Source organism: Streptomyces sp. NBC_01233, from assembly GCF_035989305.1.
In the GTDB taxonomy this organism is placed as follows: Bacteria; Actinomycetota; Actinomycetes; order Streptomycetales; family Streptomycetaceae; genus Streptomyces.
This window is the reverse complement of the sequence record NZ_CP108514.1, coordinates 3,592,478-3,609,975: the sequence shown is the minus strand read 5'-3', so window position 1 is coordinate 3,609,975 and position 17,498 is coordinate 3,592,478. Positions and strand designations below refer to the sequence as shown.

Annotated in this window: 14 protein-coding genes and 1 tRNA gene; 14 read left to right on the top strand and 1 reads right to left on the bottom strand. The window is 73.0% G+C overall.

Features of this window, described 5'->3' with window-relative positions; all coding sequences use genetic code 11:
* Positions 1-38 precede the first annotated feature (38 nt).
* From OG332_RS16950 to OG332_RS16900, 11 genes are all read left to right on the top strand, one after another.
* Positions 39-1,700: a beta-N-acetylhexosaminidase gene (locus tag OG332_RS16950; protein ID WP_327414268.1), complete on the top strand. Its 1,662-nt coding sequence runs from the start codon at positions 39-41 to the stop codon at positions 1,698-1,700.
* Positions 1,701-2,050: 350 nt separating this feature from the next.
* Positions 2,051-2,968, top strand: coding sequence for an FAD binding domain-containing protein (locus tag OG332_RS16945; protein ID WP_442816162.1), 918 nt, complete (start codon positions 2,051-2,053; stop codon positions 2,966-2,968).
* Positions 2,965-5,205: a (2Fe-2S)-binding protein gene (locus OG332_RS16940; protein ID WP_327414267.1), complete on the top strand. Its 2,241-nt coding sequence runs from the start codon at positions 2,965-2,967 to the stop codon at positions 5,203-5,205. Before OG332_RS16945 ends, OG332_RS16940 begins: the two co-directional genes overlap by 4 nt.
* A gap of 50 nt (positions 5,206-5,255) precedes the next feature.
* The gene (locus OG332_RS16935; protein ID WP_327419258.1) at positions 5,256-7,553 is read left to right on the top strand and encodes a xanthine dehydrogenase family protein molybdopterin-binding subunit; all 2,298 of its coding nucleotides are present in this window, start codon (positions 5,256-5,258) and stop codon (positions 7,551-7,553) included.
* 159 nt (positions 7,554-7,712) lie between these two features.
* Positions 7,713-8,264 (top strand): hypothetical protein, encoded by a 552-nt coding sequence (locus tag OG332_RS16930; protein WP_327414266.1) that lies wholly within the window; start codon positions 7,713-7,715, stop codon positions 8,262-8,264.
* The gene (locus OG332_RS16925) at positions 8,264-9,682 is read left to right on the top strand and encodes a WXG100 family type VII secretion target (protein ID WP_327414265.1); all 1,419 of its coding nucleotides are present in this window, start codon (positions 8,264-8,266) and stop codon (positions 9,680-9,682) included. The genes OG332_RS16930 and OG332_RS16925 overlap by 1 nt, the downstream gene beginning before the upstream one ends.
* A 21-nt stretch (positions 9,683-9,703) precedes the next feature.
* Positions 9,704-10,888 carry a type VII secretion-associated serine protease mycosin gene (gene mycP / locus OG332_RS16920; protein ID WP_327414264.1) on the top strand — a complete coding sequence of 395 codons (1,185 nt, stop codon included), beginning with the start codon at positions 9,704-9,706 and terminating at the stop codon, positions 10,886-10,888.
* Positions 10,889-10,961: 73 nt separating this feature from the next.
* The gene (locus OG332_RS16915; RefSeq protein WP_327414263.1) at positions 10,962-11,384 is read left to right on the top strand and encodes a hypothetical protein; all 423 of its coding nucleotides are present in this window, start codon (positions 10,962-10,964) and stop codon (positions 11,382-11,384) included.
* A gap of 13 nt (positions 11,385-11,397) precedes the next feature.
* Positions 11,398-13,683, top strand: coding sequence for a hypothetical protein (locus tag OG332_RS16910; protein ID WP_327414262.1), 2,286 nt, complete (start codon positions 11,398-11,400; stop codon positions 13,681-13,683).
* Between the two features lie 146 nt (positions 13,684-13,829).
* Positions 13,830-14,348 (top strand): hypothetical protein, encoded by a 519-nt coding sequence (locus tag OG332_RS16905; protein WP_327414261.1) that lies wholly within the window; start codon positions 13,830-13,832, stop codon positions 14,346-14,348.
* A 71-nt stretch (positions 14,349-14,419) separates the two neighbouring features.
* Entirely contained in the window at positions 14,420-14,980 is a 561-nt protein-coding gene (locus tag OG332_RS16900; protein ID WP_327414260.1) for a hypothetical protein, read from the top strand.
* A 60-nt stretch (positions 14,981-15,040) separates the two neighbouring features.
* Here OG332_RS16900 and OG332_RS16895 read toward each other — a convergent pair.
* A tRNA-Cys gene (locus OG332_RS16895) sits at positions 15,041-15,112 on the bottom strand.
* Between the two features lie 181 nt (positions 15,113-15,293).
* Here OG332_RS16895 and OG332_RS16890 point away from each other — a divergent pair.
* The 3 genes from OG332_RS16890 to OG332_RS16880 are packed head-to-tail and all read left to right on the top strand — an operon-like array spanning position 15,294 to position 17,430.
* Positions 15,294-16,748 carry an MFS transporter gene (locus OG332_RS16890; protein WP_327414259.1) on the top strand — a complete coding sequence of 485 codons (1,455 nt, stop codon included), beginning with the start codon at positions 15,294-15,296 and terminating at the stop codon, positions 16,746-16,748.
* A gap of 53 nt (positions 16,749-16,801) precedes the next feature.
* Complete coding sequence (locus OG332_RS16885; RefSeq protein ID WP_327414258.1) at positions 16,802-17,002, top strand: hypothetical protein; 201 nt, start codon at positions 16,802-16,804, stop codon at positions 17,000-17,002.
* Positions 16,999-17,430 (top strand): type II toxin-antitoxin system death-on-curing family toxin, encoded by a 432-nt coding sequence (locus OG332_RS16880; protein ID WP_327414257.1) that lies wholly within the window; start codon positions 16,999-17,001, stop codon positions 17,428-17,430. Before OG332_RS16885 ends, OG332_RS16880 begins: the two co-directional genes overlap by 4 nt.
* The last annotated feature ends 68 nt before the right edge of the window (positions 17,431-17,498 follow it).

The window sequence follows — 17,498 nt, the reverse complement described above, 5'->3', positions numbered from 1 at the left end:
TGCGCAGGGCGCAACACGCTGCCGTGAAGGGCCGACGCATGGACCTGACCCGCATGGACCTGATCCCCGCGCCCCGGGTCGCTCTCTTCGACGAGGACGGGGGCCGGTTCGCCTTCGGGCCCGGGCCGTGCCTCGCCGCCGGGCCGGGGACCGGGACGGCCGCCCGCTGGCTGCGGCGGGAGCTCGGGGCGGCCACCGGCTGGGACCTGCCCGCCGCCGCGGCCGGCCAGAGCGCGGAGCTGCGCCTGCGCCTGGACCCCGACGGCGTGGGGGACGCGGGGCCGGAGGCGTACCGCATCGACATCGGACCGGACGGCGCCGAGCTGACGGGCGCGACGGCCGCCGGACTGTTCTGGGCCGCCCAGACGCTGCGTCAGCTGCTCGGGCCCGACGCCCACCGGAAGGCGCCGGCGGCGGGGCCGGGGCGGGTGTGGAGCCTGCCGCACGGCACGGTCGCGGACAGCCCGCGGTTCGGCTGGCGCGGGATGATGCTCGACGTGGCCCGGCACTTCATGCCCAAGGACGGGGTGCTGCGGTACATCGACCTGCTCGCCGCCCACAAGCTCAACGTGCTGCACCTGCACCTGACGGACGACCAGGGCTGGCGGGTCGAGATCAAGCGGTACCCGCGCCTCGCCGAGGTCGGCGCGTGGCGGGCGCGCAGCCGGTGGGGGCACCGGGCCTCGCCGCTGTGGAACGAGACGCCGCACGGCGGCTTCTACACGCAGGACGACATCTGCGAGATCGTCGCGTACGCCGCCGAGCGGCACGTCCGGGTGGTCCCGGAGATCGACGTACCGGGGCATTCGCAGGCCGCGATCGCCGCGTACCCGGAGCTGGGCAACACCGACGTGGTCGACACGGCGGCCCTGGGCGTGTGGGACGACTGGGGGATCACCGAGAACGTCCTCGCGCCGACCGAGGCCGTGCTGCGCTTCTACGAGGGGGTCTTCGAGGAGCTGCTGGAGCTGTTCCCCGCGGAGGTCTCGCCCTTCGTGCACGTGGGCGGCGACGAGTGCCCGAAGGTGCAGTGGAAGGCCTCCGCCGCCGCGCAGGAGCGGATCCGGGAGCTGGGGGTGGACGGGGAGGGCGGCCTGCAGGCGTGGTTCATCGGGCACTTCGACGGCTGGCTCGCAAAGCGCGGGCGGCGGCTGATCGGCTGGGACGAGATCCTGGAGGGCGGGCTCGCGCCGGGAGCGGCGGTGTCCTCGTGGCGCGGCTGCGCGGGCGGCATCGCCGCCGCCGAGGCCGGGCACGACGTGGTCATGTGCCCCGAGCAGCAGGTGTACCTGGACCACCGCCAGGCGGGCGGCGGGGACGAGCCGATGCCCATCGGGTACGTGCGCTCGCTGGAGGACGTCTACCGCTTCGAGCCGGTGCCGCCGAAGCTGTCGCCGGAGGCGGCCGCGCACGTGCTGGGCGCACAGGCCAACGTGTGGACCGAGGTGATGGAGAACCAGGACCGGGTCGACTACCAGGTGTTCCCGCGGCTGGCGGCCTTCGCGGAGGTGGTGTGGTCGTGGCAGCCCGCCCCGGAGGAGCGCGACTTCGCCTGGTTCGAGGGGCGGATGGCCGCGGCGCACTACGCGCGGCTGGACGCGCTCGGGGTCGGTTACCGGCCACCGGGCGGGCCCCTGCCGTGGCAGCGGCGCCCCGGGGTGCGGGGACGTCCGATCGAGGGCGCGCCCCCGAACGTGTGACACGGGGGTGCGGCCGCGGACCTGAACAGAATGGGTACGGGTCCGGAACTCTGCCTGGATTTCCCGCTATACGGGGAAAATCGGACGTTCGGGGAGGAGGTCCGGCGAAGGCGGCAGGGCCGGCCGTACGGGGCGCCGGGCACGGGACGGGCGGGCCCGGGGCGCAGGCGTGCGGGAGCCGGGCACGGGGGCGTGCGGGGGGTCGCACGGGGGGCGGGGGCACCGGGTGGACCCTCGCGCCGGGTGGCCCGGAAGATGTGCCAGAGTTGCCACGTCCCGGCGGTGAGCACGTACCGTACGGCGGACAGGCGTGAGCGCCGGGACCGGGACATCGGGAAGGGGCAGCTGGGTTGACCACGCACGCACCGCATGCACTGCACGCACCGGATTCATCTCAGGGCCCCCAGGGGCCCCAGGCGGCGCAGTCCGTGACACTGCCGGCCTCGCTCGACGAGGCCGTGGCGGCGCTCACCGCCATGCCCGCGGCCGTGCCCGTCGCGGGTGGCACCGACCTCATGGCCGCCGTCAACGCAGGGCTGCTGCGGCCCGCCGCGCTGGTGGGCCTGGGCCGGATCAACGAGATCCGCGGCTGGCAGTACCAGGACGGCCACGCGCTGCTCGGCGCCGGCCTCACCCACGCGCGGATGGGACGGCCGGATTTCGCCGCCCTGATCCCCGCGCTGGCCGCCGCCGCGCGTGCCGCCGGGCCCCCGCAGATCCGTAACGCGGGCACCCTCGGCGGGAACATCGCCACCGCCGCGCCCACGGGAGACGCGCTGCCCGTACTGGCCGCGCTGGAGGCCGTCCTCGTGATCGTCGGCCCGGGCGGGCAGCGGGAGATCCCGGTGTCGTACCTGCTGGCCGGCCGCGAGATGCTGCGGCCCGGCGAGCTGATCGGTTTCGTCCGCGTCCCGCTGCTGCATGCGCCGCAGGTGTTCCTGAAGGCCACGGGACGTACCGGGCCGGGGCGCGCCGTGGCGTCCGTGGGGCTCGTACTGGATCCCGCGCGCCGGGGTGTGCGCTGTGCGATCGGTGCGGTGGCCCCGATGCCGCTGCGGCCCCTGGAGGCCGAGCAGTGGGTGGCCTCGCTGATCGACTGGGACGGCGAGCGGAGCCTGGCCCCCGAGGCGCTGGAGGCCTTCGGCGAGTACGTCGCGGCCGCCTGCGTGCCCGACCAGGGGGAGCCGGTGGCTCCCGGTGTACTGCATCTGCGGCGGACGGTGGCCGTGCTGGCACGCAGGGCCCTGGGGAGGGCACTGACCTCATGAGCGAGAACGAGAACGAGAACGCGAACGTGACCCAGGGGAACGGCACGGCGAGCTGGGGCTGGGAACCGGTCCCGCAGGGCGGCGAGTACGACTCGGACGCCACTGCCTTCGTGAAACTGCCGCAGGACATGCTGGACGCGCTCGGCACCGGGGAGCCCCTCGCGGCGCCCGGGCACGGGTACGTGCCGCCGCCGATGATCGTGCCGCTCGGCTCGGCCACCACGGATCCGGCGGCCACGGGCACGTGGACGATCCCGGTGCAGTGGCCGGAGGCGGGGGGCTCGGCCCAGGCGGCCGAGCCGGGGTCCGCGGGCGGTTCGGGTCCGGGGGCCGGATCCGGGTCGGTGGGCGGGCCGATTCCGGCGTCGATCCCGATTCCGGCGTCGGTCGCGGCGGCGTTCGCCGAGGCGGAGCCGGAGCCGCTGTCCGATCCCGGTGCGACGGCGGAGTGGCGGTTCCCGGAGGCGGCGCAGGAGCCCGAGGCCGCCTCTTCGGCGACCGGCCAGTGGGCCGTCCCCGAGTTCTCCGAATTCCCCGGACAGCAGGGCGACTTCCGGCCGGGCGGGCTGGACGCGGACTGGAGCCAGGCCCCGGCGACGCTGCCGGGCGGCGCTCCGGCGCCGTGGGCGTACCTGACGCAGCAGCCGGCCGGGGACCCGGACGCCCACCTGGACGGGAACCTGGACGCGGGCGTACTGCCGGGCGTTCTGCCGGGCACGGACGAGGCCGCGGCGGCTTCGGCCGCCGCTGCCGCCGCGACGGCGCACGGCGCCGGGCGGCTGCTCGGGGGACCCGGAGTGGGCGCCGCCGGGCGCGGGCCGCGCGTGCTGGGCGGCCCCGGTGTGGGCACCCCGCTCCCGGACGGCGAGCCGGTGCACCCGGCCCCGCACGACATCGAGGCCGCCCACGGCCCGGCGGCGGAGCAGGCCGAGGGCGCCCGGACGGCCGATCACGCGGAGCGCGCCGGGTACGTCGGGAACATGGGCCCGGCCGGGCACGCGGAGCACGTCGGTCACGCGGAGCAGGGCGAGCACGCCGGGCACGGCGAGCCCGTGGACCACGCCGGGTACGCGGGGCACGCCGGGCCCGGCGCGTACGCCGGGCCGGCGCTGCCCGCGGGCACCGACGGGCGCGGTTTCACGGCCTTCGGCGAAGCGCCGGAGCCGGGCGGGGCCGCCGAGCCCGCCGCCGCGCAGCCGGTGGCTGCCGGCGGCTTGGACCTCTTCGGCGGAGTGCGGGCCGAGGCGGCTCCCGCCGGGCCCGCGCAGCCCGCCGGGCCCGCGCAGCCCGCCGGGCCCGCGCAGCCCGCCGGGCCCGCGCAGCCCGGGGGCACCGACGGCCACGGCTTCGCGGCCTTCGGCCACGCGGTGCCGGAGCCGGAGCCCGAGCCGGAGCCCGAGCCCGTGGCGGACGACGCCGCGCCCGGGGCGGAGCCGGCCCTGCCGGAGCCCGGCCCCGCGGCTGCCGACGCCGGTTCACCCGAGGAGCCGGCCGCGGCGGAGCCCCCGGCCGGCCCCACGCCGAGTGCGGACACCGCCGACAGCGACGCGGCACTCCCGGACGCGGGGACCGGCCAAGGGGTCCCGGCCGAGGTGGCGACGTACGAAGAAGGAACGGCGGCCGAGGCCGTCGCCCATCACGAGCACCCGCAGGCCTCCTACGTCCTGCGCGTCAACGGCGCCGACCGGCCCGTCACCGGTGCCTGGATCGGCGAGTCCCTGCTCTACGTGCTGCGCGAGCGCCTCGGCCTCGCCGGCGCCAAGGACGGCTGCTCGCAGGGCGAGTGCGGCGCCTGCGCCGTGCAGGTCGACGGCCGGCTCGTCGCCTCCTGCCTGGTCCCGGCCGCGACGGCCGCCGGCAGCGAGGTCCGCACCGTCGAGGGGCTCGCGACGGACGGGGAACTCTCGGACGTGCAGCAGGCGTTGTGCAGGTCGGGTGCGGTGCAGTGCGGGTTCTGCGTGCCCGGCATGGCCATGACCATCCACGACCTGCTGGAGGGCAACCACGCCCCCAGCGAGCTGGAGACCCGTCAGGCGCTGTGCGGCAACCTCTGCCGCTGCTCCGGCTACGCGGGGGTCGTCGACGCCGTGCGCGAGGTCGTGGCCGAGCGCGAGGCGGCCGCCGCCGAGTCCCCGGACCAGGCCCCGGGCCAGGCTCCGGGCCAGGCTCCGGAGGCGCGCATCCCGCACCAGGCAGCGCCCGGCGAGGGCGGCATCCACCACGGAGGCACGGCGTGAGCGGGCAGGACGCGGCTACGGCGACGGCGACGACAACGCTGAACGGCACGGTGACGGCCCTGGCCGCCCCGTCGGCGGAGGCCTCGGAGCAGCAGGTGCCGCGCGGCATCGGCGCGTCCGTGCCCGCCACCGACGCCCGCGCCAAGACCGAGGGCACCTTCCCCTACGCCGCCGACCTGTGGGCCGAGGGCCTCCTGTGGGCCGCCGTGCTGCGCTCCCCGCACGCCCACGCCCGCATCCTGTCCATCGACACCACGGCCGCCGCCGCAATGCCCGGCGTGCGCGCCGTCGTCACCCACGCCGACGTCCCCGGCGCCACCACGCACGGCCGCCGGATCGCCGACCGGCCGGTGTTCGCGCACGACGTCGTTCGCCACCACGGCGAGCCCATCGCCGCCGTTGCCGCCGACCACCCGGACACCGCGCGGCTCGCCGCGGCCGCGATCGCCGTCGAGTACGAGCTCCTCGACCCGGTGACCGACCCCGAGCAGTCCTTCGGCGCGCCCGCCCTGCACCCGGACGGCAACCTGATCCGGCACATCCCGCTGCGCTACGGCGACCCGGAGGCGACCGGCGACGTGGTCGTCGAGGGCCTGTACCGGATCGGCCGCCAGGACCCTGCCCCCATCGGCGCCGAGGCCGGACTGGCCGTGCCGCGGCCCGACGGCGGCGTGGAGCTCTACACCGCCTCCACCGACCCGCACACCGACCGCGCCCTCGCCGCCGCCTGCTTCGGCCTGGAACCGGACCGCGTACGCGTGGTGGTCACCGGCGTGCCGGGCGCCACGGCGGACCGCGAGGACGCCGCCTTCCAGCTCCCGCTCGGCCTGCTCGCCCTGCGCACGGGCTGCCCGGTCAAACTGGCCGCCACCCGCGAGGAGTCCTTCCTCGGCCACACCCACCGGCACCCGACCCTGCTGCGCTACCGCCACCACGCGGACGCGGAGGGCCGCCTGGTCAAGGTCGAGGCGCAGATCCTGATGGACGCGGGTGCGTACGCCGACGCCTCCGCGGAATCCCTGGCGGCGGCGGTGGCCTTCGCCTGCGGCCCGTACGTCGTCCCGCACGCCTTCGTGGAAGGCTGGGCGGTCCGCACCAACAACCCCCCCTCCGGCCACGTCCGCGGCGAGGGCGCCATGCAGGTGTGCGCCGCGTACGAAGGCCAGATGGACAAACTGGCCGCAGCCCTCGGCATGGACGGTGCGGAACTGCGCATGCGCAACGTCCTGGCGACGGGAGACCTGCTCCCCACCGGCCAGACCGTGACCTGCCCGGCCCCCGTGGCGGAACTGCTGCGCGCGGTCCGCGACTTCGAGCTGCCCGCCCTCCCGAAGGACACCCCGGAGGACGACTGGCTGCTGCCGGGCGGCCCGGAGGGCGCGGGCGAGCCGGGCGCGGTGCGCCGGGGCGTCGGCTACGGCGTCGGCATGGTGCACATGCTCGGCGCGGAGGGCACGGACGAGGTCTCGACGGCCACCGTGAAGGTCGTCAACGGCGCGGCCACGGTCATCTGCGCGGCCGTCGACACCGGGCAGGGCTTCGGCACGCTGGCCCGCCAGATCGTCCAGGAGGTGCTGGGCGTCGAGGAGGTGGCGGTGGCCCCCGTGGACACCGACCAGCCGCCGGCGGGCCCGTCGGCACACGGCCGCCACACGTGGGTGTCGGGCGGCGCGGTGGAGCGCGCGGCCAAGATGGTCCGCACCCAACTCCTGCAGCCCATGGCCCACAAGCTGGGCATGTCGACGGAGCTCCTGCAGATCGCGGACGGCCGGATCACGTCGTACGACGGCGCCTTCTCGATGAGCGTCTCGGAGGCCATAGAGGGCAAGGAGCTCTGGGCCACGGCCCAGTGCCGCCCGCACCCGACGGAGCCCCTGGACGCGGACGGCCAGGGCGACGCCTTCGTGGGCCTCGCCTTCTGCGCGATCCGCGCGGTGGTGGACGTGGACATCGAACTCGGCTCGGTACGGGTCGTGGAGCTCGCGGTCGCCCAGGACGTGGGCCGCATCCTCAACCCCCGCCAGCTGGAAGCCCGTATCGAGGCCGGCGTCACCCAGGGCGTCGGCGCGGCCCTGACGGAGAACCTCCGCACGGTCTCCGGCCTGGTCCGCCACCCCGACCTGACGGGCTACGCACTGCCGACGTCGCTGGACGCCCCGGCCGTGCGCATCGTCAAACTCGTCGAGGAACGCGACGTGGTGGCCCCCTTCGGCGCGAAGGCGGCGAGCGCGATCCCGGTGGTGACGACCCCGGCCGCGATCGCCTCGGCGGTACGGGCGGCCACGGGCCGCCCGGTCAACAGGCTCCCGATCAGGCCGTCGGCGGCGGTAGCATCGCCCAACTCGTGACCGTGTGACCCACATTGCACGTGCAACCCCGGACTTGGGGCTGTCGTTGCCTGTCGCTAGAGTGATCGGTACGCGTGTGCACGTGCGCGTGGACACGGGTGCGAACGGGGACGGGGAGCGGCGGAAACGCCGCGACCACGGGGAGACGGGGAGGCCAACGTGGCAGACGACAACGGGGCGAGCCTGGTAGGAGCGAGCCTCGCGCTGGGGCTGGCGGGTCCGCTGGGCGCGTTCGCGGGGGCGGCTTACAGCGCTGCCTCTGCGGCGTTGCGGGTCGAGTTCGACTCGCTGAGCGAGTACAAGAACATGGTGGACGCCCTGTTGGACGACCTCACCGGCTCGGACGCGGACCACAAGAAGCTGGCGGACGGCAAGCTGCCGGCGGACAAGCTCGGTAAGGGCTTCCCGGAGGTCGACGCGCTGTTCAAGTCGTACGACACGGTCATCACGGAGCTGCAGAAGCTCTCGAAGGGGCTGGCGGTGCAGATCGAGGCCCTGGGCATCGCGGTCCTGTCGGCGGGCAAGAACTACAACGGCGTGGACGAGGAGACCAAGCGGCGCATGGCCCTCCTCGCCAAGCAGGCCCATGACCAGTACGTCGAGGATCGCGACCCGTGGCCGGAGGAAAAGCGCCGCCTTGATGCAGCCAACCAGCCGCAGACGTCCACGACTCCGACTCCGTCGCCCAGCACGTCGGGAGGTAACCACTGATGACGGATTTTGAAGGCTTCACGCACCAGCAGATGCGGGACATGATCGCTTCGCTGGACCCTGCCTCGGTCCAGACGCGGGCCGACCAACTGGCGGCGGCCGCCGCGAAGATCAATGCGATCGGCGATGCGCTCAAGCGCCACGTCGTGACCGGCTGGGAGGGCGAAGGAGCCGACGCCTTCCAGTTGTGGGTGGGCCGTGCGGGCAACGCGACGCTGCGCCTGGGCGAGTACAGCGCCAAGGGCGGGGAGTGGATGGGCAAGGTCGTCCAGACGATGACCGAGGCCACGAAGATGGTCGCCGTCGACAAGACCGCGACCAAGAACCTCGAAGCGGCCCTCAACCACCCCAACGACCCGGATGCGTCGACGGTCCGCGCGGAGGCGCAGTCGATGCTGGACGCGGACCACCGCGAGGCCGTGCGGCTGATGACCAACCTGGCGCAGTCGTACCAGCTGTCGTCCACGGAGATGGACAAGGCGACGATCCCGACGTTCCCGCCGCCGCCGGGTGAGCTTGTGCCTAAGGTGAGCTATGGCGATCAGGACATGGCGAGGCCTGGAGGCGAGTCTGGCGGAGGGGGCGGCTCGACAGGCTCCTCGTACACGACGACGGGGGCGTCGCACAGTACGTCCTCGAGTGACCCCGGATCGGTGACCGGGCGTTCGCTGCAGCCGGACAACACGGTCCCGTCGGCGTCCGTTCCGTCGATTCCGGACCGCGAGGTGGACGTGGACCTCGACAGCGTCGCGGTGCTTCCGGACCGGACTGTGCCTCCAGTGACGACCACGCCCGGCCCGCTGCCCACGGGTCCCGTCAGCCCCACCCCCGGACCCGTCCTCCCGCCCATGGGCTTCCCGCCGGTCGGCGGTATGAAGCCGCCCAGCCTCACCGGCCCGGGCATCGGCCCGTACCCGGGACTGGGCGGTCCCGGCACTCCTCCTCCCGGTGGCAAGCCCCTTGGCACGCCCGGAATGCTCCCGCGCGACAGCGGTATCACGGGCGGCAAGCCTGTGACGTCCACTGGCCCCAGCTCGGGTATCCCGCGTGGCAACGTCATCGGTGAAGGCACTCACGCCGGCCGGGGCATGGGTGGCGGCATGGGTCCCGGCTTCGGCGGTGGCCACGGCGGCCAGAACGGCTTCGCGGCAGGTCGTCGACTCGCCTCGGAGCCGGGAGGCATCGTCGGAGGGAAGCCGGGTACGGGAGCTCGGCCGATCGCGGGCGGCCAGCCGTTCACCCAGGGCGGCTCGGGCCTCGTGCGCAACGGCGCTGGTGCCATGGGGCACGCGGGTGCACGGGCGCAGACCCCGGGCAAGCGGCGGGACGACCAGGGGGGCGAACGCGCCGACTACCTGGCCGAGGACGAAGAGACCTGGCAGGCCAACCGTCGTGTTGTCCCGCCTGTGATCGACTGAGCAGAACGGACGTTGCACGGGATGCGCATGCGTAAGGCGACCTCGGCCCTGGTGGGCCTCCTGCTGACCGGGGTCGCCGCGACCCCGGCCCACGCGGAGACCATTCGATCGCGGCAATGGCATCTCGACACCATGAAGGCCGACGAGATTTGGAAGATTACCACCGGGAAGGGAATCACCGTTGCGGTGATCGATACCGGCGTTAACCGCATCCCGGAACTGGAAGGGCAGGTTCTCCCCGGCGCGGTCTTCCCTGTTGGCGATGCCCCGGGCGACAAGGACAACGACTATTACGGCCACGGCACCGGCATTTCCGCGATGATCGCTGCTACCGGAAAGCACCCAAGTGGTGACGGTGCATTCGGGCTTGCACCCGGAGTCAAGATTCTTCCGATCCGTGTGCCGGACATGCTGGAAGGGGCGAACACCCCTTCGATGGTCCAGGGTATTCGGTACGCGGCAGACTCGGAGGCCAAGGTCATCAATATTTCCATGGGTCTGCCCAGCAAACCTGAGGAAGATGCGGAGCGGGCCGCCGCTGTGAAGTACGCGCTCTCGAAGGGCAAGCTAATCTTTGCTGCCGTTGGCAATTACGGTGATTCGACCAACGAGCTGGCCTACCCAGCCGGGACCCCCGGAGTCGTGGGCGTCGGAGCCGTGGACAGCAACGGCAAGCCGACCAAGGAGTCTCAGCACGGCCCCCAGGTGGACATGGCCGCACCTGGCATCGACATTGTCACCGCATGCAAGGGTAAAACGGGCCTCTGTAAGACCTCTGGCACCAGTGACGCCTCCGCCCTAGCCTCCGCCTCCGCCGCCCTCCTCTGGTCCGCTCACCCCGACTGGACCAACAACCAGGTCCTGCGCGTCCTCCTGAACACCGCAGGCAAGCCCACCGACGGCGTCGAGCGCAACGACTACATCGGCTACGGCATCGTCCGCCCCCGGATCGCGGTTCCCACCCCCGGCGACCCCGGCCCGGCCGACGTCTACCCGCTGCCCGACCTGGCGGCTGCGGAGAACGCGGGCAAGTCCCCCTCGCCCTCCGCAGACGGCAAGGCCCCCGACGCCGCCGCGTCCAAGCCGGCGGCGAAGGCCGAGGAGAAGAAGAGCGGTAGCTCACTTCCCTGGATCGCGCTCGGCCTGGGAGCCTGCGTGCTCATCGGTGGCGCCGTGACCGTGGTCGTCGTACGCCGCAATCGCTGAGCTTTGGTTCGACCCGGCTTGACCTGACTTGACCTGACCCTGATCTACCGGCTCTGACTCGGGAGTTCGCGCGATGTCGTTCGACAAGGAATGGTCGGCGGCTCGCGCCACGGCCACCGCCAACGTGGCCATGCGGCTCAACCAGGCGCCCGCCGATCCAGGCGGTGGCGGTGGCGGTGACCTCGAGCTCAATCAGGACCACATCGGTGCCATCGGCTCCGACGCGTACGAGCTGCACACCCGTCTCCAGACGGACGGCAAGCACGCCGCCTCCGCCACCTCCGAGGCCGCCGGGGCCCTCACCAAGGAGGGCTTCGCGAGCGGGGCGGCGCTGCTCAAGGCCAACAGCACCTGGGAGAGCCAGGTCAAGACCCTCGTGGCGGCCTGCGCCACCATCTCCAACGGCCTCAACTACTCCCTCTCCTCCCACGCCAAGGACGAGCAGCAGCTCCACGCGGACTTCACCGCGTCCGCCATCGACAAGTACCTGAAGTAGGCGGGGTGTCGACATGCTGACGTACGAGAACGTGATGAACACGCCCCTGGACAAGCTCCAGACGGCGGTCACCGACTGGACGGCGATGGCCGGCAAACTGGACGAGATGGCCGAGGCCGCCCGCAAGGGCATGAAGGCGAAGTCCGACAAGGCCGAGTGGAGCGGGGTCACCGCAGGGGTGGCGCGGGGGTTCGTCGACAAGACGGCCAAGGAGTTCGAGGACGCGGCCAAGGCCGCCAAGGGCATGCACCGGGTCCTCGCCGACGCGCACGCGACGTTCAAGGCCGTCCAGGACGCACTGAAGAAGCTCGCCGCGGACGCGCCGGCGGCCGGCTTCCGGATCGATGCCACCGGGCGGGTCACCGCGATCCCGTTGCCCACCGAGGCGGACCGGAACGCGGCCCGGCACGACCCCGACTACCAGCAGACCCTGAACGCGAACCGCAATGCCTGGCAGTCCCGCGTCAACCGGGCGGTCGAGGACGCCCAGGACGCCGACGACTCCCTGGTCCGCACCCTCCGGGCGAACGTCGCGGACGAACACGACTTCAGCGGACCCAGGTTCGGCACCCTCGACGCCGAACAGGCGGCCCGCGCCGCCGACCTGATGAAGAAGGTCACCGGCGAGGGCGGCACGGCGCGCAACGTCGAGGCGCTGCGCGAGCTGGAGGAGCTGCTCGACGACAACCGCGGGGACCCCGAGTTCTCGACGGGCTTCTACCGCACGATCGGCGCCGAGGGCACGCTGGAGATGTACTCCAAGCTGTCCCTGGACGCGACGAGCCTGGGCGCCGCCGGCAAGGACCGCGCGCTGATGGTCGCGAACATCCAGAGCGACATGGGCGCGATGCTCGGCCTCGCGACGCACAAGGACGTCCCCCACCACCTCGACGCCGCCTGGACGACCCAGCTGATGAGGGCGGGCCGCAAGGAGATGGACGTCTTCGGGGGCGTGCGGCAGATCTACGGCTACCAGGCCCTCGGCGCGCTGATCCGCGAGGGGAAGTACGACACGGAGTTCCTGACCTCGGTCGGCCGCGACATGGTCGCCATGGACCGCAAGGACCCGCAGGCGTGGGAGTTCCACACCCCGTACGCCATGGAGGCGGTCCTCAGCCAGGGCACGGACGGCCGCGGCTTCTACCCGCTGACCGGGCTCATGGAGGCGCTGGGCAACAACCCGGACGCGGCGACGGCCTTCTTCAACGAGCCGGTCCGCGAGGACAGCGACAAGGACGGCATCGTCACGAAGGACGACAAGCCGGTCGGCGGCCAACACGGCAAGGACCGGGGCATGGTCGACTACATGCTCGACAAGAAGCCCTACATGGACAGCTTCGACATCACGAGGACCGGCGAACTCCACCCGGCCCAGCAGGCGCTCGGCGACGCCCTCATGGCGGCGGTCTCCCACCGGAGCCCCGGCGACGAGGACTCCCCGCCGGTCGCGCACACGAAGGAGATGGCGGCCGTCATGGAACGGGTCGTCGAGAAGATCGGCGACAAGCCGGAGCTGGTCGTGAAGGCGCCCGACAGCGAAACAGACGCTCCGCTGGCGGGCCTGTCCGGGCACTTCGGCCAGATGGCCGCCGAGTACATTCCCGACCTGCAGGCGTCCGCCGAGAACGGCGGCGGCCAGATCAAGGTTTCCGGAGAGATGGCCGAGTTCAACAAGTCGGATATGGCCCGCTTCCTGGGCGCCGTGGGCCAGGATCCGGAGGCCTATGGAGCGATCACCAACGCCAACCAGGCCTTCACCGGGGTCCTCGTCAGCGACCTCATCGTGCATCGTGGTGACAACGGGCTCGTGGACGCGGCGATCGGCAACGCCGTCCATCCCGGCGGCGAGATCGCCGGAATGCTTACGGAGGCCAGAGCCCAGAACATGCACTCCGAAGCCGCCCACAAGGCGGAGGAGTACGTCAAGGGCGTCGAGGACAACGCCAAGTGGATCAACCGCGGCATCACCGCGGCGGGCGGCAAATACCTCGAACTGGTGCCTCTGGCCGGCGACATCGTCGAGTGGGTGCAGGAGGACGTCACCGAGCACTTCGTCGACGAGGCCAAGAAGGATGGCCAGGAGCTGACGGGTGACACGGAGAATGACGTGTCCAGGATGTACGCCGATGCCCAGACGAGGGCGAGTGATGCGGCGAGAAGCGCTGTGATCAACGCGGCGGCCGGAACGGGTATGTCGCAGACGGACATCGACGTACTGGCTGGAGCCGCCTCCCGGGAGACCACCAACGGCCATTCGGCCGGACGCGACCAAGTGGCATCGGCGGCCGGCAAGTCGTGAGCGGCGCAGCAGCCCGAAGCACCGGTGCGGAGAAGGGGCGAGGAATGGCTTGGACGAGGACACGGGCGGTGCGGCTCTCGGGGCTCGTGGCGGGTGCGCTCCTGCTCGCGGGATGCGGGTCCGACACCGAGGGGAAGGAGCCTCCGGTGAAGAACCCGATCGCGGCGACGGGCGACGCCTGTCCCGGGTTGCTCGACGCGGCGGCCGGGGAGGCGTTGCAGCGCGTGCTCCAGGCTTCGTACCTGGTGCCGGACGACGACCAGGCCGTGAGCGCGGCGGTCATGGCCAAGGCCGTGGACGACGCACGTCCCGTACCGGTGTGTCTGGCGACGGGACAGGTCGGATCGGGCAGCCGGGTCGGGGAGATCCGGCTGCGGCCGGGTCCCCAAGGGGAGCGCGGCAAGGGTGTGCGTGTGATGAGCAGGGAGAACGCGCGGGCGATCGCCTTCGACTGCGAGAGCTCCCGGGTCGGGACAGTGGGGACCCTGAGGGTCACCACCACCTTCGAGAACCAGTGGGAACAGGGCACCTGGAAGGCCGAGCTCGGGAACGACTACCTGGTCATCGCGCACTCCGCCGCCCGCGCCCTGGCCCAGGAGCTGGGCTGTCGGGACGGCGGTGGGCTGCCCGGGCAAGCCACGGGGCTGCCCGCCGCGACGCCGTGACCGGCATCCAACCGACGAACGGGCACGGCGCGGGCCGGGACCTCGTCGATTCCTCGCAGGGGAGTTCCTGAATGCCCGGTGTTGCCGCCCGTACGCGCGCCACGCTGGTGGTGACGGTCGCCCTTGCCGCGGGCGTCGCCCTGCTCTCCGGCTGCGCCGAGGAGAAGAAACCTTTGGCCGCCTCGAAGGTACGGCCCGAGACGTGCTTCGGCGCCTTCACGCCATCAGACCTGTCCCCCCTGCTGGGCAGGGGCGACGAGGTCACGGTCGACTCTCCGTACGACCTCAGGCTGAATGCGCAACGACCCGGCGTGACCTGCAACATCTACGTCGACGGCAAGAGCGGGGTGCTCGCGTGGGCCGAGCGCCAGCCCCTCGGTCAGGGGGTCTTCTGGCCGCTGGAGAAGGTGGACGCCGAGCCGATCCCCACGGTGGAGAACGGCAAGGTGTGGAACACCGGAGCCGCCGCCCTCCTCTCCTGCAAGGGGGCCACGGACTCCTTCGAGCTGGAGCTGTGGCTGAGCGGATCCGTCGACGGGAAGAAGCCCGGCGAGTCCCGCCCGGTGCTCGTCGAGCTCATGAAGAAGTACGCCGACTACGCGAAGCAGCAGACCGGGTGCGGCAGCACCTAAGGCGGCCGGACAAGGCGAAAGCCGCTCGGGGGTGCGCCTGCCCCCGAGCGGCTCGCCGCGAAGCCGTGACCGGAATCGAACCGGCGTAACCCGCTTTGCAGGCGAGTCCCTCAACCACTCGGGCACACGGCTGTGAGGTGGTGATGTGCACGACCGTACGGGGGGCGCGGGGGAGCGGGAAGGCTTCCGCGGCGGGTGCAACACGACTGCCATGCCGCGTTCACAGGGACCGCAGGCCTAGGTCTCCGGGAGGAGGGCGGGATCCGTCGAATAGACAGGGTCGAGATGGGGCTACGCACCTTACGCTGGGGCGATGAGTGCCCTTGAGCCGCGCGTGCCCCAGAGAACCGAAACACCGATCCCGCCCCTGCAGCAGGGCGGGATCCTCGGGCCCGCGTACCGGACGCTCAGCATCGGGATCATCTCCGTCGTCTTCCTGATCGCCTTCGAGGCCACCGCCGTGGGGACGGCCATGCCCGTCGCCGCGCGCGAGCTGGAGGGGATCGGGCTGTACGCCTTCGCCTTCTCCGCCTACTTCACGACCAGCCTCTTCGGCATGGTCCTGTCCGGGCAGTGGGCCGACCGGCAGGGGCCGCTGCGGCCGCTGGCCGTCGGCATCGCCGCGTTCGCCTCCGGGCTCGTCGTCTCCGGGACCGCCGGCGCGATGTGGGTGTTCGTGCTCGGCCGGGCCGTGCAGGGCTTCGGCGGCGGGCTGGTCATCGTCGCCCTGTACGTGGTGGTCAGCCGGGCCTACGAGGAGCGGCTGCGACCCGCCATCATGGCCGCCTTCGCCGCGAGCTGGGTGGTCCCCTCGATCGTCGGGCCGCTCGCCTCGGGGACGGTCACCGAGCACCTCGGGTGGCGGTGGGTGTTCCTCGGGATCCCCGCCCTGGTCGTCGTACCGCTGATGGTGGCCCTGCCCGCGATCCGGCGGACCGCGTCCGGGCCCGTCGACCCCGGCGCGCCGCCCGTGGCCTTCGACCGGCGGCGGATCCGGCTGGCCCTCGGGATCTCGCTGGGCGCGGGCCTGCTCCAGTACGCCGCCCAGGACCTGCGGTGGCTGTCGCTGGTGCCGGGCATCGCCGGGGCGGCCCTGCTGGTGCCCGCCGTGCTGGGGCTGCTGCCGCGCGGGACGTACCTGGCGCGGCGCGGACTGCCGTCCGTGGTGCTGCTGCGCGGGGTGGCCGCGGGTTCGTTCATCGCGGCGGAGAGCTTCGTACCGCTGATGCTGGTCACCCAGCGGGGGCTGAGCCCGACGCTGGCCGGGTTCTCGCTCGCGCTCGGCGGTGTGACCTGGGCGGGCGGCTCGTGGGTGCAGTCGAAGGGGCGGATGGCCCCGTACCGGGAACGGCTGATGGTGACCGGGATGGTGATGGTGGCCCTGGCCATCGCCGCGGCGCCCGCCGTGCTGATCGAGTCCGTGCCGGTGTGGACGCTGGCGCTGGCCTGGGCGGTCGGCTGCCTGGGCATGGGACTGGTGATCGGCTCCACGAGCGTGCTGCTGCTGAAGCTGTCGGCGCCGGAGGAGGCGGGGGCCAACTCCGCCGCGCTGCAGATCTCCGACGCGCTGGCGAACGTGGTCCTGCTGGCGGGTGGCGGCGCCGCCTTCGCCGCACTGGGGGGTGGAGCCGTCGGCGCCTCCCACGCCCTGACGGACGGGGCGTCGGCCTCGCACCCCGCCGCCTTCGTAGTGGTGTTCCTGCCGATGGCCTGCGTGGCACTGGTGGGGGCGTGGGTGGCGACCCGGCTGGAGCCCGCCGAGGCGTGAGCACCGGGGAATTCGGCTGCGTCTCGGCCGACCGCCGCATTACCGTTCCGGCCATGAACGAGCTGATCATCCGGCTGTCCGACGCCGAGCGCGCGGAATGCGCCGACCTTGCCGACGCCACCGGCCAAACGCCCGAGGAGCTCGCGCTGGACGCCGTACGGGCGCGGCTGCGGGCCGAGCGGGACCGGGTCGGGGCCGAGGCGCTGCGGCTCGCGCAGCGGCACGCGCCCCTGCTGAAGCGGCTCGGCGCATGAGCGCCGCCGCCGTCCCGGTGCGCCACCTCACGCTCGCCGAGGTCCTCGACCTGGCCCGGCACGCCTGCCTGGCCCAGGACCAGCCCGTCGAACTGCGCGCCCCCGGGCTGCTGGAGTCGGCGGTGCACCGGCCGCGGGCCCGCATGTTCGGGACTCCGGCGTACGAGGACCCGTACGAGCAGGCCGCCGCGCTGCTCCACGGCATCGCGACGAACCACCCCCTGGTCGACGGGAACAAGCGCACCGCCTGGCTCGCCGCGGCCACCTTCCTCGCCGCGGCCACCTTCCTCGCCGTGAACGGGGCCGACCCCGGCGACGTGGACCAGGAGGCCGCCTACGGTCTGGTCGTCGACGTGGCCGCCGGGCACGAGACGGATGTCGCGCGGATCGCCGGCCGGCTGCGGGCACTGCTGCGCCGGTCGGTGTGACGCTCGCCGCACCGCGCGAGGTCACGGGCCTGTCCCTCCGCGAGGGGCGGGCCCGTCCCGGTAAGGTG

Excerpts from the sequence above, each read along its gene's own strand:
- OG332_RS16950 (WP_327414268.1), top strand. The coding sequence starts at position 39 with ATGGACCTGACCCGCATGGACCTGATCCCCGCGCCCCGGGTCGCTCTC.
- OG332_RS16940 (WP_327414267.1), top strand. The coding sequence starts at position 2,965 with ATGAGCGAGAACGAGAACGAGAACGCGAACGTGACCCAGGGGAACGGC.
- OG332_RS16925 (WP_327414265.1), top strand. The coding sequence starts at position 8,264 with ATGACGGATTTTGAAGGCTTCACGCACCAGCAGATGCGGGACATGATC.
- mycP (WP_327414264.1), top strand. The coding sequence starts at position 9,704 with ATGCGCATGCGTAAGGCGACCTCGGCCCTGGTGGGCCTCCTGCTGACC.
- OG332_RS16915 (WP_327414263.1), top strand. The coding sequence starts at position 10,962 with ATGTCGTTCGACAAGGAATGGTCGGCGGCTCGCGCCACGGCCACCGCC.
- OG332_RS16910 (WP_327414262.1), top strand. The coding sequence starts at position 11,398 with ATGCTGACGTACGAGAACGTGATGAACACGCCCCTGGACAAGCTCCAG.
- OG332_RS16900 (WP_327414260.1), top strand. The coding sequence starts at position 14,420 with ATGCCCGGTGTTGCCGCCCGTACGCGCGCCACGCTGGTGGTGACGGTC.
- OG332_RS16890 (WP_327414259.1), top strand. The coding sequence starts at position 15,294 with ATGAGTGCCCTTGAGCCGCGCGTGCCCCAGAGAACCGAAACACCGATC.
- OG332_RS16885 (WP_327414258.1), top strand. The coding sequence starts at position 16,802 with ATGAACGAGCTGATCATCCGGCTGTCCGACGCCGAGCGCGCGGAATGC.
- OG332_RS16880 (WP_327414257.1), top strand. The coding sequence starts at position 16,999 with ATGAGCGCCGCCGCCGTCCCGGTGCGCCACCTCACGCTCGCCGAGGTC.